This is a genomic window from Bradyrhizobium iriomotense, from assembly GCF_018129405.1.
In the GTDB taxonomy this organism is placed as follows: domain Bacteria; phylum Pseudomonadota; class Alphaproteobacteria; order Rhizobiales; family Xanthobacteraceae; genus Bradyrhizobium; species Bradyrhizobium iriomotense_B.
In genome coordinates this window covers 224,717-239,410 of record NZ_JAFCLP010000008.1, presented here as the reverse complement: position 1 = coordinate 239,410, position 14,694 = coordinate 224,717, and the positions used below count along the sequence as shown (strand labels likewise).

Here is a 14,694-nt window from a genome sequence, read left to right as displayed (position 1 = left end):
CTCTCCCCGTCGGGGAGAGGTGTCGACCACCACCAGGCGCTTGATTCGAAATGCTGAAATCCATGGGTGTAGCTAAGCAGGCGGTCCACGCCGACGTCGGGGATGAGATAGACGTTTCGGTGGCCGTAGGCGTGCCAGCTGAGCGATCGGCGGCGCGAAAAGTTCTGCCGATCGTCGAGGGCGTCGTGCTGGTCGCGGCGCTGCTCGCGCCGCTGGTGCTGCAAGACTATCTCACCGTGTTTACGACGCGCGTGATCATCCTCGCGCTGTTCGCGCTGTCGTTCGATCTGGTCTGGGGCTATGCCGGCATCATGAGCTTTGGCCAGGCCCTGTTCTTCGGCTCGGCCGGCTATGGGGTCGCGCTGCTCGCGCGCGACCTCGACATCACCAACATCTTCCTGGTGCTGCCCGCGGGTACGCTGATCGGCCTCACTTTCGCGCTCCTGCTCGGCGGCTTCCTGCTGCTGGGACGGCATCCCTCCAGCGTGATCTTCGTCTCGCTGGGCACGCTCACGGGCTCCTACGCCGCCGATCGCCTCGCGCGCGGCTGGTACTATCTCGGCGGCCAGAACGGCATCCCCTCGATCGCGCCGATGTCCCTCGGCGGTTACGAGTTCTCGGAAGGGCCGGCCTTCTACTATCTCGTGCTCGGCATCCTCGTCGTCGTCTACCTGCTCTGCCGCTTCCTGGTGCGCTCGCAGTTTGGCCTCGCGCTCGCGGGCCTGCGCGAGAACGAGCAGCGCATCGCCTTCTTCGGCTACAAGGCGCAGCACCTCAAGGCCATCATCTTCGCGATCGGTGGCGCCATCGCAGGTCTCGCCGGCAGCCTCTACGCCTTTCACGAAGGTTTCGTCTGGCCCAACATGGTGGGCGTCGTCGTTTCGACCCAGGTCGTGCTCTACGTGCTGTTCGGCGGCTCCGGCACGCTGATCGGCGCCGTCATCGGCACCGTGATCGTCGAGGGCGTCAGCTTCTGGCTCTCGGACAACTATCGCGACATCTGGCCGATCATTCTGGGCCTGCTGCTGCTGCTCGTGATCCTGTTCCGGCCGCTCGGCCTGATCAGTTTTGTCTTGGGCGAGCGCGAGCGGGTCGGAAGCTTTGGCGCCAAGATCAAGGAGAAGCGCAATGCTCCTTGAGGCCGCCGGCATCAAAAAGGTTTTTGGCAAGCTCACCGCGCTTGACGGCGCAGCCCTCACCGTCGGCGAGAACGAGTTTCACGGCCTGATCGGCCCGAACGGCTCCGGCAAGAGCACGCTGATGAAGTGCATCGCCGGCGCCGAAGTGCCGACGCAAGGCAAGGTGGCCTTCGTCAACACCGACATCACGGCCTTCACGCCGACCGAGCGTGCCCGCGCCGGCATGAGCCTGAAATTCCAGATCACCAGCGTGCTGCCGACGCTGACGCTCTACGACAACATCCTGCTCGCGCTGCAGGCGCAGTCCTCGCTGTTCGACCTCGTGTTCTCGCGCACCCGCGGCGCGCTGCACGATCAGGTCATGACCATGCTGACGCAGTTCCGCCTCGCCGATCGCGCCTTCGATGCGGCGGCGGCGCTGTCGCACGGCCAGCAGCAATGGCTGGAGATTGCCATGGCGCTTGCCGGCAAGCCGAAACTCTTGCTGCTCGACGAACCAACCGGCGGCATGAGCCTGGAGGAGCGCCGCGTCACCGGTGAGCTGCTGCAGCCGATCAAAAAACATTGCTCGCTCGTCATCGTCGAGCACGACCTCGATTTCATCCGCGACATCTGCGATCGCCTCACCGTGCTCGACCAGGGCAAGGTGCTGGCGTCGGGCACGGTGTCCGAGATCCAGGCCAACAAATCCGTCCAGGAGATCTATCTGCGCCGTGCCTGAATTTTTGGACATCAAGCATCTCGACGCCGGCTATGGCCGCAGCCAGGTCCTGTTCGACGTCACGCTCGGAATCCCCTGGCGCGGCGGCGTCGCCGTGCTCGGGCGCAACGGCGCCGGCAAGACCACGCTGATGAAGACCATCGTCGGCGAGCTGCCGGCCTGGAAGGGCGAGGTCGCCTTCGACGGCCGCGACATCAGCCACCGTGCCACCCAGGAGCGCGTTCGCGCCGGCATCGGCTACGTGCCGCAGGAGCATTCGGTATTCGCGCGCCTGTCGGTGCGCGACAATCTCGCGGTCGGCTCGCTCGCGAGCAAGGATGCCTTAGCCGTCGACCGCGTGCTGACCATCTTCCCCAAGCTCGGCCAGCGCCTCGACCAGCCCGCCGGCACCCTCTCCGGCGGCGAGCGCAAGATGCTCGCCATCGGCCGCGCGATGTTGGGCGATCCAAAATTGCTGCTGCTGGACGAGCCGACCGAAGGCGTCTGGATCGGCGTCATCGAGGAGATCACCGAACGCCTGATCGAGCTCGCGAAAGACATCGCCGTCATCATCGTCGAGCAGCACCTCGACTTGGCGCTACGTGTGGCCGACTACGCCTACGTCCTGGACCGCGGCCGCGTCGCGCTGCAGGGCGCGGCGGGTGAGGTGAGGGGCAATCCGGAGCTGATGCGGTATCTGGCGCCGTAGGGTGGCGCTGAAGCCCGGCGCTCTCACCCCATCTCAACTGCCGTAGCCCGCACGAGCGAAGCGACATGCGCGGACCGCTTGGACATTCCCGGATGTCGCTGCGCTCATCCGGGCTACGAGCTGCCAGTTCCGCCATCCTGAGGTGCGAGGCCCGCGATGCGCAAGCATCGCGGGGTGAGCCTCGAAGGATGAACGGCCGAGCAGTCAGCCGGGCCGTCGCCCTTCGAGGGCCGCTGAAGAAGCGGCCACCTCAGGGTGAGGGTGAGACGTTGTCGAGGAATGGATTGACGATGGTGAGCCCGCCGACACTGCGGCCATGTTGCATGTCTTCACTATAGAGGATATTGCAGCCGGCCTCGATCGCGGCGGCAACGATCAGCGCATCATAGAAGGCAAAGCCGTCATTTTGTGCCAGCGCAAGGGCCGCGCGGCTTGTCTTCTCCGTCAGAGGCAGCGCCGGATCGAGCGTATTGTCGATATCATCCAGTACAAGCTCGATGTCACGCCAGCTTCGTCCCTGCTTCTTGCTCAAGACGTTTGCGAGTTCGTTCAGGACTTGCACGCTGATGGTGCCGCCCTCCTCGATCAGGTCTTGCGAGATCTTCGCCTTGGTGCCCGTCTGCTGGGCGTAGACGAGAACGTTCGTATCCAGAAACGCGCTCACCGCTCGTTCGCCTCGTCGCGATCGAACTTGTAATCAGCAGGCAAGGGCGGCCAGTTGCGCGTGCGCATATTCTCTATCGCTCGGCGACGCCGCTCTTCCTTGGTCTCGACCTCTATCGCGCCTTTTCGGGCCGCGACCACCTCGAGTTCGTCGCCTTCTTTGAGGCCCAGCTCCTCCACAAGCGCTTTGGGCAAGCGAACAGCAAGGCTGTTGCCCCATTTGGAAACCTGCATCGCAGCCTCCATGATATCCTAATTGATGATGTATATCCTAGTAAGGATATCTTGAGAGTCAAGCCGGGGACGGGGTTATCTCGGTTCGGCAGAATAGGTGGTCGGCGTCATCAGGAGCGCATGCTCGAGCGGCGGTGCTAACTCGAACATCTGCGGGCGGTTACGGAAGTGGAAGACGCGCCGGATTCGGAATCTATCGCTCTGCTCTGCAGCAACATCGACTTCCCGCCTGGTGAGCCAAAATGCGGTGCGTTCGTGCCCGCACGTCGTTTTAGTTTCCAGAAGCCGCTCTTGGCCATCTGGTTCAAAGGAGCGGACATCGTAGCCGTACCCATCTCCGTCCAAATGGGAAACCCAGCGGACGTCATCTGCGAGATCACTGCGTCCAGCGCGTCGTAAGCGGTCGCGCTCGAACTCCACGACGAATTTCTCGCCGGCTTCCCCCAATTGACGGTTCCTGGCATCACGCTCGGCGGGGTCGAACTTTCCGACCAGTCGGCGAACGGCGGGCGTCAGTGTCTTCTCGAAATCTGCGACGGATGGCGGAGCAATAAAGACGGCGTCGTCGTTGAGCGCCAGCGGTTGGGTGTCTGTGCTTGCGGGATAGAGAAAGTCCGGTGCCTGTCCGACGTTGCGCTCGACGGCAGCGATCAAGGCGTCCTGATAGTGCGCCAACGGCTTGTAGCCGTTAATCCACTGCGCGCCGAGCATATCGAGAACGGCGGAGATATTTTGAAGTTTGCGTTCGATCGAGCCTTCAGACCGACGCACGATCGTCATGAGCTGGCGTCGATTCTGGGCCTTGCTGTAGGCGGCTCCTGCTCTCTCAGAAGCCAGCATCCGAAAATAGCTATCGACCACGGCGGAGATCTCGATCTCCGTCCAAGGTGTTCCAGCGATATCCTCAGTATTCTCCCGGTCCAAGTTTCAGCCTCTTGGACTTGGAGAGTATCAGGGAAGGTGCCGCGTGCAACGGCGGCGCCTAAAATGCAGAAAGAACCGCTTTCGTCATGAGCGATGAGAGCGCCCGCTACTTCATCGCCCCAAAGCGGCTGTCGAACGAGTTCGACTGCACCACCGGCGCGGCGCCGGCCAGCTGGGTGCTGTCGCTCGCGCCATCCGACACCGACGACTTCAGCGCGGGACGCGTCTGGGCGAGGCGCGTGTCGGGCTGCGGCTTTGGCGGCTCTGCCGGCTTGGCGGCGGCGACCGTCGGCTTCGGCGCATCCTTCGCGGCGTCCTTGGACTTGTCGTGCCCCGGCACGAATCTCGTCACCGCCGCCTTCAGCCGCGACGCAGCGGTCGGCGGCGTCGTGGAGGTCGTGGCCGGAGCAACCGACGCGGTGGCCTGCGGCGGCGTGGTGTCGGCGGTACTGAAGCCCATCTTGCGGCCGAGATTGGAGAAGAAGCCGCCGGATTTCTCGGCCGGCGCGGCGGCAGCGACGCGCGTATTGGCGGCGGGCGCGCTGACGGCGACAACCGGCTCTTCCTGCGGCGCAGGCGCGGACGCGGCCGCGTCGAGATTCGGCTTGGGCGGATTGACGTGGCCGGGGATCGTGCCCGGCGCCTTCGCCATCGCCAGCATCTGCAGCGTGTTGCCTTCGGCGCTCTCCGACAGGCCGGTCGAGCCTTCCGGAATCTTGGCGGCGAAGATCTTGTTCATGCCGCCGTCGATGCCGGTGTTCATGCGCGCCACCGGCGTGCCCTTGGCGACCAGCCTGGCGTATTCGGCTTCTTCCTTCGCCTGCTTCTCGCGCACGGCGCTGGCGACGTCCTCGGGGATCACATAGGCAGGGCACTTGGCCGAGGCGTCGAACACCGGATCGCGCTTGGCGTCGGCCGGCTTCGTGGCGTCGAAGACATACTTCTTCTCGCAGAAATCGACCTTCGGCTCCTGCCGCGTCACCTCGAAATGATCATAGCCTTCCTTGATCATCTTCCAGAAGGCCATGTTCGGATTGTTCCGGTGCTTGGCCATGTTCACCGGCGTCATCTTGAACGGATAGGCCTGCAGCTGGAACGCCTTCTGGCCGCCGAAGAACGACTCACGGCCCAGCGAATAGATCTCCGCGATCTGCTCGTCCGTCATCGCGTAGCAGCCGCGCGACGAACAGTCGCCATGCACCATCAGCTGCGAGCCGGTGCGGCCCAGCGCCTTGTCGAACGCGTTCGGATAGCCGGTGTTGAAGGAGAGGTAATAGGCCGACTGCGGATTCATCTGGCCCGGATTGATCGAATAAAATCCTTCCGGCGCCTGGCGGTCGCCTTCGCGCACCTTGGGGCCGAGGTCGCCCGACCAGCGGCAGATCGGATAGGTCTTGAGCAGTGCGAACTGGCCGTTGCGGGTCTGCTTCCAGACCTCGAGCTCGGCCTCCTGCTTGAACAGGCGAACCAGGATCGGCGATTGCAGGTCCATGTCCTTCTCGACCATCGCGGCGAGAAGCTTCGGCGGCACCGGCTGGTTGGCCTTGGCGTTGGTCGCGAGCGAGACCTGATCGGTATCGCAGGCGGCCAGCAGAACACCGGCCGTCATCAGCGCAACCGAAGCCAAGAGCGCGCGAGCAAGCGAACGAGAAATCAAGATGGACCCCACACCGTGCCGGGCAGAGAGCGCGAACCCCAATTCTTTTGGCGCGTGATCCGACCGGAAAACCGACCCGCCGTGGCGGGCTCGTTCAGACCACGCTCCAGCGCTTATGCCCTGAAGCCATTGATTAAAATTCTAACCTCTGGGTCATCTGGTCGCAACCCGAGCGGGGATCACGAGGGCGTTGGCCCAGTGGCATGGTCAACAGAGACTAAATGGACGCGACTTTGGGCCTTACTTGGGCTTTGCGGCCCAGTCCGGACTCAGATCGCCGATTTGGGCAAAAAAAGGGTTAACGCGGGGTTACCGGGGGGTGGTTTGGCCGGGCCTCAAATTCGGTGTCGTCCTGGCGAAAGCCAGGACCCATTACCCCAAGCGCCGGTTGGTTGGCCGAGCCATGAACCAGCAGCCTTCGCAAAACGAGGGGTGGTGGTAATGGGTCCTGGCTTTCGCCAGGACGACGACGGAGGGGGCAAACCCGTCCGAATCAGCCCAGTTTCCGGCCGATATCGAGGAATTTCTGCCGCCGCTGCTTGCGGATCGCATCCGCGTCCAGGCCCCGCAGCTCGTCAAAGGCCTTGGCGATGGCATCGCCGGTGGTGGCGATCATGGCGGCGGGGTCGCGGTGGGCGCCGCCGACCGGCTCCTTCAGGATCTGATCGATCACCCCGAAACGGAGCATGTCCTGGGCGGTGATCTTCATGTTGTTGGCGGCTTCCTGCGCCTTGGTGCCATCGCGCCAGAGGATGGAGGACGCCGCCTCCGGCGAGATCACGCTGTAGATCGCGTGCTCCAGCATCAGCACCTTGTTGGCGGTGGTGATGGCGATGGCGCCGCCCGACATGCCTTCGCCGGTGATGATGGCGACGTTCGGCACGGTCAGCGCCAGGCACGCATCGGTCGAGCGCGCGATCGCTTCCGCCTGGCCGCGCTCCTCGGCGCCGATGCCGGGATAGGCGCCGGCGGAATCGGCGAGCGACAGCACCGGCAGGCCGAACCGCTCGGCCAACTCCATCAGCCGCACGCATTTGCGATAGCCCTCGGGCCGCGCCATGCCGAAATTGTGCCGGATGCGGCTCTCGGTGGAATCGCCCTTCTCCTGGCCCATCACGCAGATCGGCTCGCCGCGGAAGCGGCCGAAGCCGGCGACCAGCGCCTCGTCCTCGCCGAATTTGCGGTCGCCGGCGAGCGGGGTGAATTCGGTGATCAGGCCCTTGATGAAATCGTTGAAATGCGGCCGCTGCGGATGCCGCGCGACCAGCGTCTTCTGCCACGGTGTCAGGTTCGTATAGAGGTCGGCCAGCGCCTGCGCCGCCTTGTCCTCGATCCGTCCGACCTCGTCGCTGATGTCGGTGCCGGTGGCGGCGAGCGCGCGCAATTCGTCGACCTTGGAGTCGAGCTCGGCGACGGGCTTTTCGAAGTCGAGATAGCTGCGCATCTGGTCTTGCATCAACTCAGTATAGGGGGACGGGGCGAGGCGTCGAAGCGGATTTGGAGCCGAGGAAAGAAGTGTAGCTTCTTCAACGAGTTGGCTTGTGTGCTGGTGGCAGGAAGCCAAATCAGTCGAAAGGCCCCGGCTCTTTCTGCGGAGATGTGGCCGAAGTCAAGGCGGTTTCATGAGTTGCCCGTAGCCCGGATGAGCGCAGCGATATCCGGGGCCGGTCGCGCCTCGGGCACCAGTCCCGGATGTCGCTGCGCTCATCCGGGCTACGAACTCTCACTTCTCCGCCAGCGGGTGCAGGTCGCGCACAAGGCTCTTCAGCCGCTCCTCGACCACATGGGTGTAGATCTGGGTCGTGGAGATGTCGGTGTGCCCCAGCAAGGTCTGCACGATGCGCAAGTCCGCGCCGTTGTGCAGCAGATGGCTGGCAAAGGCGTGGCGCAGCACGTGCGGGGAGACCAGCCGGGCCTGCAGGCCGGAGGCAACCGCGAGCTCCTTCAAATCGCGGGCAAAGTGCTGCCGCGTCAGATGCCCGCTCTCGCCGAAGGAGGGGAATAGCCATTTCGAGGCGGCGAGGCTGTCTTTCTTTTTCTCCGTCTTCGCGGCCTCCGTCGCCGCGAGATAATCCGCCATCGCCTGGCGCGAGGCGTCGTTGAGCGGCACCAGCCGTTCCTTGTTGCCCTTGCCACGCACCACGATCATGCGGGCGTCGCGCTTGGCCGCCGAGCGCGGCAGCGCCACCAGCTCGGAGACGCGCAGGCCCGTGGCGTAGAGCACCTCGAGCAGGCAATAGAGCCGCAACGCCCGCAGCCGCTTCGACGGCGATACCTCTTCCGCCTCGCTCAATTCCTTGGCGCGGCGGAGCATGCGGTCGACATCCGCGATCGACAGCACCTTTGGCAGGCCGCGGCCGCGCTTCGGGCCTGATAGTATCGCCGCGGGATCGTCGCCGCGGATGCGCTCGTTCAGCAGGAAGCGGTAGAGATGCCGCATCGCCGATAGCCGCCGCGCGACACTGGTGGATTTGAATCCGCGCGTGTCGAGATCGGCGAGATAGTCGCGCAGGACTTGCGTGTCCGCGCCTGCGAATGTATGGCCGGCGCGGCCGAGAAACTCCGAGAAATCGGTGAGGTCGCGGCGGTAGGCGTCGAGCGTGTTGGGGCCGGCGCCCTGTTCCGCCGCGAGCATGTCGAGGAACAGGCCGGTGAGCTTGCTATCGGAGGGCTTTGCGCGCATGCGCCGGAGCCTAGCTGCTATTTCTTGAGAAACTTATCCGGCGGGATCGTCACTGTCATTTCCCGCGGCTTCGGGTTCACGAAGTTCGCCAGCGCGAAGACCACGCCATAGACGATGCCGGCGATCACGGCGACGACCGTCAGGAAGCGGAACAGGCTGGGCATCGTGCAAAGGTTCCTGAGGTCCGGGCGGGCAAATTAACCAATGAAATCATCCAACATGTTCGCCGTTTCGTGGCAAGAGTCCTCTGGCGAGGGCCCCTGCGGGGTCGTATAGGTGGCCGAGGGATGCCGCCTTTGGCGGCAGTTTGAGCGAGATTTAGAGCTGAGATTTATGTCCGACGCCGCGTTGCCGATTCCCGCTTCGCCTGAGGCCGACATCCTGTCGGCGCTCGGAAAGCGCTCGATCGTGCTCGTCGGCATGATGGGGGTGGGCAAATCCACCATCGGCCGCCGCATGGCTATCAGGCTCAAGCTGCCCTTTGTCGATGCCGACACCGAGATCGAGGCGGCGGCCGGCATGACCATACCGGAGATTTTCGAGCGCCACGGCGAGCAGCATTTCCGCGACGGCGAGGCACGGGTGATCGCGCGCCTGCTCGAGGGCGGGCCGGTGGTGCTGGCGACCGGCGGCGGCGCCTTCATGCGCGAGGAGACGCGGACCCGCATCGCCGCCAAGGCGGTCTCGATCTGGCTCAGGGCGGACCACGACGTCATCATGCGCCGGGTGCGCCGCCGCGCCGACCGTCCGCTGCTCCAGACCGCCGACCCCGAGGGGACGGTGACGCGCCTCCTCACCGAGCGCGAGCCGGTCTACGGCAAGGCCGACCTCACCATCGCCTCGCGCGACGTGCCGCACGACAAGATCGTCGAGGAGTGCATCGAGACGCTGCGCGCCCATCTTTGCGGCGAACAGCCCGCCCCACCACCTGCCGACGTTGCGAGTGCGTTAAGATGACTGCGCCGTTGAAACATTCCGATCCCGTCAATGTCGGCGTCGCGCTCGGCGATCGCGCCTATGAGATCGTCATCGGCCGTGGCATTCTGGCCTCGCTCGGCGAGCGCGTCGCAGCCTTGCGCCCCGGCGTGCGCACGGCGATCGTGACCGACCGCACCGTTGCAAAGCACTGGCTCGAGCCGACTGAGGCCTCTCTCGCAGCGAGCGGCATTCCGACCTCGCGCATCGTGGTCGAGGAAGGCGAGATCTCGAAAACCTATGCGGGCCTCGAGAAGGTCAGCGAAGCCCTGATCGCCGCAAAGATCGAGCGCAACGATCTCGTCATCGCGCTCGGCGGCGGCGTGGTCGGCGATCTCGCCGGCTTTGCAGCCGCGATCCTGCGCCGCGGCGTCGATTTCGTGCAGGTGCCGACCTCGCTGCTGGCGCAGGTCGATTCTTCCGTCGGCGGCAAGACCGGTATCAACTCGCCGCAGGGCAAGAATCTGCTCGGCGCCTTCCACCAGCCGGTGCTTGTCATCGCCGACACCGCCGTGCTGGACACGCTGTCGCCGCGTCAGTTCCGCGCCGGCTATGCCGAGGTCGCCAAATACGGCGTGCTCGGCGACGAGGCCTTCTTCAGCTGGCTGGAAAACAACCATTCCGACATCCTCAAGGGCGGTTCGGCGCGCGAGCATGCGATCGCGACCTCCTGCCGCGCCAAGGCCGGAATCGTCTCGCGCGACGAGCGCGAAACCGGCGAGCGCGCGCTGCTCAATCTCGGCCACACCTTCGGCCACGCGCTGGAAGCGGCGACCGGGTTCTCCGACCGCCTGTTCCATGGCGAGGGCGTGGCCATCGGCATGACGCTGGCAGCGCAGTTCTCGGCGAAGCTCGGCATGATCGGAGAGGCTGATGCTGCGCGGGTCGAGCGCCATCTCATTGAAGCCGGCCTGCCGACGCGCCTGCAGGATATCGCGGGATTTGCCCAGGAAGGCCTTGCGGACGCCGACGCGCTGATGGCGCTGATGGCGCAGGACAAGAAGGTCAAGCGTGGCAAGCTCACCTTCATCCTGCTGGAGGCCGTGGGCCGCGCGGTGATCGCGAAGGACGTCGAGCCGGCGCCGGTGCGCGATTTCCTCAAAGAGAAGCTCGCGCAAAAGGCATGACGCAGCGCTAAAGCGTTTTCGAGCGAAGTGGATACCGCCTCGCGCCAGGAAAACGCGTCGAACGTAACTAGAGTGATGCATGGACTGGCTCGGATTCACCATCGTCGTCCTCTGCCTCCTGGTCTCGGCGTTCTTCGCCGCGAGCGAGACCGCGCTGACCGGCGCCTCGCGCGCCAGCATGCTGCGGCTCTCCAAGCAGGGTAATCGCGACGCCGACGTCGTCTCGCAGCTGCTCGACATGCGCGAGCGCCTGATCGGCGCGCTTTTGCTCGGCAACAACATCGCCAATATCGGGGCGTCCGCGCTCGCCACCGGAATCTTCACGTCGTGGTTCGGCGATGTCGGCGTGCTCTATGCGACCGGCGTGATGACCGCCCTGGTCGTGATCTTCGCGGAGGTGCTGCCCAAAACCATCGCGATCAACGCGCCTGACCGCATGGCGCTCGCGGTCGCGCGTCCGATGCGGCTGACGATGTATGTGCTCGGGCCGCTGCTCAGGATCGTCGAAGTCATCGTGCGCCTGCTGATGCGCCTGTTCGGCCTCGCCGGCGAGCACCAGGCGATCCTGTCGCCGACCGAGCGCCTGCGCGGCGCGGTGGACCTCTTGCACCACGAGGGCAAATTCGAGAAGCAGGACCGCGACATGCTCGGCGGCCTCTTGGATCTGCGCGAGCTCCAGGTCTCCGACGTCATGATCCATCGCACCGAGATGATGATGATCAACGCCGATCTGCCGCCGGAAGAGCTGGTGCGCGAGGTGCTGGCGACCGAATACACCCGCATTCCCTTGTGGCGCGAGAAGCCGGAGAACATCATCGGCGTGCTGCACGCCAAGGATCTGTTGCGGGCGATCCGCGCTTCCGAAGGCGACACCTCGCGCATCGACGTCTCCACCATCGCGCTGCCGCCCTGGTTCGTGCCGGAGATGCGGCCGGTGTCCGAGCAGCTCAAGGCATTCCGTCGCCGCAAGACCCATTTCGCGCTCGTCGTCGACGAGTACGGCGAAGTTGAAGGTCTTGTGACGCTGGAAGATATCCTGGAGGAGATCGTCGGCGACATCTCCGACGAGCACGACGTCGTGGTTGCCGGCGTGCGCGCCCAGCCGGACGGCTCGGTCGTGGTCGACGGCTCGGTGCCGATCCGCGACCTCAACCGCGCCATGGACTGGCACCTGCCCGATGAAGAGGCAACCACGGTCGCCGGCCTCGTCATTCACGAGGCGCGCTCGATCCCCGACCGCGGCCAGAGCTTCACCTTCCACGGCTTCCGCTTCCGCGTCCTCCGCCGCGAACGCAACCGCATCACCGCGCTCCGTATTTCACCGGTGCCGCGCGAGGCCGAGATGGAAGAACCCAGGCCAAGAAGGGCCGGGACGTCGTTTTGAGCCTTCAGTCATTCCGGGGCGATGCGAAGCATCGAACCCGGAATCTCGAGATTCCGGGTTCGGCTCTTCGAGCCGCCCCGGAATGACGAACTAATTTTCCCCCGGCGCCTGCGCGTGGATCGCGAGCGCATGCACGCTGCCGGAAAGTTCCGCGGCCAGCGCCGAATTTATCATGCGATGGCGCTCGACCCGGGTCTTCCCTTTGAAGGCATCAGACACGATATAGACCCGAAAGTGTGTCTCGCCGCTCGGCCGATGGCCGGCGTGACCCTCATGCAAATGTGACTCGTCGACGACTTGCAGGCTTTCCGGGGTGAAAGCTTCCTGCAACTTGTTGCTGATAGTATCTTTCATAACCATGAGTGCCATTAAGGCGCGTCATCGTGCCCCGTCAATGCCATAGGCCGCCTCTGGCGGCCGTCCTAAAGACGCCGAAGTGAAACTTCGGCTACGGGTTTGCAGCTAAATGCAATGTCAAGACTTGAAGGTTTTTGCATTGCGTAGTCAAAGTCAGCCATGCCGATCGATTCATCAAAGTTCTTCGACTCCATCCGCGTGAAGCCGCGAGGCAAGCAGCCGGAAGTGAAGCCGCGCGACACCGTGGTCAACTGCGAGTGGGCGGGCTGCGCGAACAAGGGCGCACACCGCGCGCCGAAGGGGCGCGAGAACCAGCGCGAGTACTGGCACTTCTGCCTCGACCATGTGCGCGAGTACAACCAGAACTACAATTTCTTCTCCGGCATGAATGCCGACGCCGTCGCGCGCTACCAGAAGGATGCGCTGACCGGCCACCGCCCGACCTGGAAGATGGGCGCCAACGGCGGCAAGAAGGGTACGGAAGCCGACATCGATATGGCGTCCGATCCGTTCAGCATGTTCAGCGAGATCAACGGCCGCGCCAACTGGCGGAAGGGCCCGGACGCCCAGCCCAAGGCCGAGACGCGCAAGGTGATGAACGCCGAGCGCAAGGCGCTCCAGGTCATGGGCCTCGGCCCCGACGCCACGCTCGCCGACGTCAAGAGCAAGTACAAGGCGCTGGTCAAGCAGCACCACCCCGACGCCAATGGCGGCGACCGCTCCACCGAAGACCGCCTGATCGAGATCATCAAGGCGTATAATTATCTGAAGACGGTGGTGCGGGAGGCCTGAGGCCTCGCGCTGGCGTGGCCGTCGCCAAACTCTCGGTGTCGTCCCGGCGAAGGCCGGGACCCATAACCTCAGGGAGTAGTTTGGCGAAGACCCGTAGTGAAGTGTCTTCCCGCGGTACCAACGCCTGCGCTCATCGATAGATCACGCGGTATGGGTCCCGGCCCCCCGTGCGCAATTGCGCACTAGGCCGGGACGACAGCGGAGTGATTGGCTCCGCCGTCGCGCTTCTTCTGCAAGCTACTTCCTCACGCCTCCGGCATCGCCCCCACATAGGACGAACTCGGCCGGATCAACCGCCCCGTCCGCTGCTGCTCGCGTGCGTGCGCGGTCCAGCCTGCGCTGCGTGCCACCGCGAAAATCGGCGTGAACGCCTGCCGCGGGATCGCCAGCGCATCGAGCAGGATCGCGGTGAAGAACTCCACGTTCGTCTCCAGCGGCCGGTCCGGGTTTTTCTTGCGCAAGGCCGCGCGGATATAGGCCTCGACCTCGCCGGCGAACGGCAGATCGGTGCCGTTGGAGGCCAGCGCCTCGACCGCGGTCTTCAGCACGTCGGCGCGCGGGTCGCGCACGCGATAGACGCGGTGGCCAAAACCCATCATGCGCTCGCCGCGGGCCAGCGCGGCATCCACCCACGGCTGGATGCGCTCGCGCGATCCGATCGCGTCCAGCATTTCCAGCACCGGCTCCGGCGCGCCGCCATGCAGCGGGCCCGTGAGTGCGCAGTAACCGGCGGTGACGGCGGCGAACAGATCGGCCTGCGTCGAAGCCACCACGCGCGCGGTGAAGGTCGAGGCATTCATGCCGTGGTCGCTGGCGGTGACGAGATAGGCGTCGAGCGCCGTGACCTCACGCGTCGCAGGGCTGCGTCCGTGCAGCATGCGCAGCGTGTCGGCGGCGTGGCTCACGTTCGGATCGGGCGCGACCGGTTCGAGCCCCTTGGCGCGCCGGACCAGCGCGCCCGCGATCACCGGGAATGCGCCGACGATGGTCGCTTCATGTTCGAGCCCGTGCTCGGCGCGAAGCCCCGCGACGGCCGCGCGAAATCCGTCGATGATGCCCATGCCGCGCGTCGCCGGCAGAAGGTCGTCCAGCCGCGCGAAGGCGCGCTCGCGCGCGACGCCCAGGCTCGCCCGCACATTGGCTTCGCTTAAGGTCGTCTTGCCGGCGCCGTTCCAGAGCCGGGCGGTGACGCCCTCGAAACTCGATTTGGCGGCGAGGCGGCCGACATGCTCGCCGGCGATGATCAGTTCGCCGCGCTCGCCGTCGACATGGCTCAGCACGGTTTCGGCCGCGGGAACGCCGTCCAGTCCGATCTGGCTTTTGGTGAGGTGGATGTTCATGGCCCAATCT

16 protein-coding genes are annotated in these 14,694 nt (G+C 64.9%); 7 read left to right on the top strand and 9 right to left on the bottom strand.

Annotated features, from left to right (window positions below; genetic code table 11):
• Positions 1–50: 50 nt before the first annotated feature.
• The 3 genes from JQ592_RS19340 to JQ592_RS19330 are packed head-to-tail and all read left to right on the top strand — an operon-like array spanning position 51 to position 2,548.
• On the top strand, positions 51–1,139 hold the full coding sequence (locus JQ592_RS19340; RefSeq protein ID WP_211404385.1) for a branched-chain amino acid ABC transporter permease: 1,089 nt from the start codon (positions 51–53) through the stop codon (positions 1,137–1,139).
• A complete protein-coding gene (locus JQ592_RS19335; protein WP_211404384.1) occupies positions 1,129–1,860 on the top strand; it encodes an ABC transporter ATP-binding protein in 732 nt (243 codons plus the stop codon). The genes JQ592_RS19340 and JQ592_RS19335 overlap by 11 nt, the downstream gene beginning before the upstream one ends.
• Complete coding sequence (locus JQ592_RS19330) at positions 1,853–2,548, top strand: branched-chain amino acid ABC transporter ATP-binding protein (RefSeq protein ID WP_211404383.1); 696 nt, start codon at positions 1,853–1,855, stop codon at positions 2,546–2,548. Before JQ592_RS19335 ends, JQ592_RS19330 begins: the two co-directional genes overlap by 8 nt.
• A 250-nt stretch (positions 2,549–2,798) precedes the next feature.
• Here the strand turns inward: JQ592_RS19330 and JQ592_RS19325 are convergent, their stop codons facing one another.
• The 7 genes from JQ592_RS19325 to JQ592_RS19295 form a co-directional block, all read right to left on the bottom strand.
• Complete coding sequence (locus tag JQ592_RS19325; protein ID WP_211404382.1) at positions 2,799–3,212, bottom strand: PIN domain-containing protein; 414 nt, start codon at positions 3,210–3,212, stop codon at positions 2,799–2,801.
• A complete protein-coding gene (locus tag JQ592_RS19320; protein WP_211404381.1) occupies positions 3,209–3,445 on the bottom strand; it encodes an AbrB/MazE/SpoVT family DNA-binding domain-containing protein in 237 nt (78 codons plus the stop codon). Before JQ592_RS19320 ends, JQ592_RS19325 begins: the two co-directional genes overlap by 4 nt.
• 75 nt (positions 3,446–3,520) lie before the next feature.
• Complete coding sequence (locus tag JQ592_RS19315) at positions 3,521–4,369, bottom strand: DUF3883 domain-containing protein (protein ID WP_211404380.1); 849 nt, start codon at positions 4,367–4,369, stop codon at positions 3,521–3,523.
• Between the two features lie 106 nt (positions 4,370–4,475).
• Positions 4,476–5,978: a L,D-transpeptidase family protein gene (locus JQ592_RS19310; protein ID WP_246820515.1), complete on the bottom strand. Its 1,503-nt coding sequence runs from the start codon at positions 5,976–5,978 to the stop codon at positions 4,476–4,478.
• A gap of 541 nt (positions 5,979–6,519) precedes the next feature.
• On the bottom strand, positions 6,520–7,482 hold the full coding sequence (locus tag JQ592_RS19305; protein WP_211404378.1) for an acetyl-CoA carboxylase carboxyltransferase subunit alpha: 963 nt from the start codon (positions 7,480–7,482) through the stop codon (positions 6,520–6,522).
• 267 nt (positions 7,483–7,749) lie between these two features.
• Positions 7,750–8,709 (bottom strand): site-specific tyrosine recombinase XerD, encoded by a 960-nt coding sequence (gene xerD, locus JQ592_RS19300; RefSeq protein ID WP_211404377.1) that lies wholly within the window; start codon positions 8,707–8,709, stop codon positions 7,750–7,752.
• Between the two features lie 17 nt (positions 8,710–8,726).
• Positions 8,727–8,873 (bottom strand): hypothetical protein, encoded by a 147-nt coding sequence (locus tag JQ592_RS19295; protein WP_035669499.1) that lies wholly within the window; start codon positions 8,871–8,873, stop codon positions 8,727–8,729.
• A 169-nt stretch (positions 8,874–9,042) separates the two neighbouring features.
• On the opposite strand from JQ592_RS19295, the gene JQ592_RS19290 reads away from it, so the two are divergent.
• From JQ592_RS19290 to JQ592_RS19280, 3 genes are all read left to right on the top strand, one after another.
• Positions 9,043–9,666, top strand: coding sequence for a shikimate kinase (locus JQ592_RS19290; RefSeq protein ID WP_211404376.1), 624 nt, complete (start codon positions 9,043–9,045; stop codon positions 9,664–9,666).
• Positions 9,663–10,811 carry a 3-dehydroquinate synthase gene (aroB, locus tag JQ592_RS19285; protein WP_211404375.1) on the top strand — a complete coding sequence of 383 codons (1,149 nt, stop codon included), beginning with the start codon at positions 9,663–9,665 and terminating at the stop codon, positions 10,809–10,811. The genes JQ592_RS19290 and aroB overlap by 4 nt, the downstream gene beginning before the upstream one ends.
• Positions 10,812–10,890: 79 nt before the next feature.
• A complete protein-coding gene (locus JQ592_RS19280; protein WP_211404374.1) occupies positions 10,891–12,195 on the top strand; it encodes an HlyC/CorC family transporter in 1,305 nt (434 codons plus the stop codon).
• 90 nt (positions 12,196–12,285) lie between these two features.
• Here the strand turns inward: JQ592_RS19280 and JQ592_RS19275 are convergent, their stop codons facing one another.
• Positions 12,286–12,555 carry a BolA family protein gene (locus JQ592_RS19275; protein ID WP_433996428.1) on the bottom strand — a complete coding sequence of 90 codons (270 nt, stop codon included), beginning with the start codon at positions 12,553–12,555 and terminating at the stop codon, positions 12,286–12,288.
• A 156-nt stretch (positions 12,556–12,711) separates the two neighbouring features.
• On the opposite strand from JQ592_RS19275, the gene JQ592_RS19270 reads away from it, so the two are divergent.
• Entirely contained in the window at positions 12,712–13,344 is a 633-nt protein-coding gene (locus tag JQ592_RS19270) for a J domain-containing protein (protein WP_211404372.1), read from the top strand.
• A 245-nt stretch (positions 13,345–13,589) separates the two neighbouring features.
• Here the strand turns inward: JQ592_RS19270 and JQ592_RS19265 are convergent, their stop codons facing one another.
• Complete coding sequence (locus JQ592_RS19265) at positions 13,590–14,684, bottom strand: citrate synthase/methylcitrate synthase (protein ID WP_211404371.1); 1,095 nt, start codon at positions 14,682–14,684, stop codon at positions 13,590–13,592.
• Positions 14,685–14,694 lie beyond the last annotated feature (10 nt).

What these genes read in the sequence shown, in the direction of transcription:
- JQ592_RS19340 (WP_211404385.1), top strand. Translation starts at nt 51, where the DNA reads ATGCTGAAATCCATGGGTGTAGCTAAGCAGGCGGTCCACGCCGACGTC.
- JQ592_RS19335 (WP_211404384.1), top strand. Translation starts at nt 1,129, where the DNA reads ATGCTCCTTGAGGCCGCCGGCATCAAAAAGGTTTTTGGCAAGCTCACC.
- JQ592_RS19320 (WP_211404381.1), bottom strand. Translation starts at nt 3,445, where the DNA reads ATGCAGGTTTCCAAATGGGGCAACAGCCTTGCTGTTCGCTTGCCCAAA.
- JQ592_RS19310 (WP_246820515.1), bottom strand. Translation starts at nt 5,978, where the DNA reads ATGACGGCCGGTGTTCTGCTGGCCGCCTGCGATACCGATCAGGTCTCG.
- JQ592_RS19305 (WP_211404378.1), bottom strand. Translation starts at nt 7,482, where the DNA reads ATGCAAGACCAGATGCGCAGCTATCTCGACTTCGAAAAGCCCGTCGCC.
- xerD (WP_211404377.1), bottom strand. Translation starts at nt 8,709, where the DNA reads ATGCGCGCAAAGCCCTCCGATAGCAAGCTCACCGGCCTGTTCCTCGAC.
- JQ592_RS19295 (WP_035669499.1), bottom strand. Translation starts at nt 8,873, where the DNA reads ATGCCCAGCCTGTTCCGCTTCCTGACGGTCGTCGCCGTGATCGCCGGC.
- JQ592_RS19290 (WP_211404376.1), top strand. Translation starts at nt 9,043, where the DNA reads ATGTCCGACGCCGCGTTGCCGATTCCCGCTTCGCCTGAGGCCGACATC.
- aroB (WP_211404375.1), top strand. Translation starts at nt 9,663, where the DNA reads ATGACTGCGCCGTTGAAACATTCCGATCCCGTCAATGTCGGCGTCGCG.
- JQ592_RS19280 (WP_211404374.1), top strand. Translation starts at nt 10,891, where the DNA reads ATGGACTGGCTCGGATTCACCATCGTCGTCCTCTGCCTCCTGGTCTCG.
- JQ592_RS19275 (WP_433996428.1), bottom strand. Translation starts at nt 12,555, where the DNA reads ATGGTTATGAAAGATACTATCAGCAACAAGTTGCAGGAAGCTTTCACC.
- JQ592_RS19270 (WP_211404372.1), top strand. Translation starts at nt 12,712, where the DNA reads ATGCCGATCGATTCATCAAAGTTCTTCGACTCCATCCGCGTGAAGCCG.
- JQ592_RS19265 (WP_211404371.1), bottom strand. Translation starts at nt 14,684, where the DNA reads ATGAACATCCACCTCACCAAAAGCCAGATCGGACTGGACGGCGTTCCC.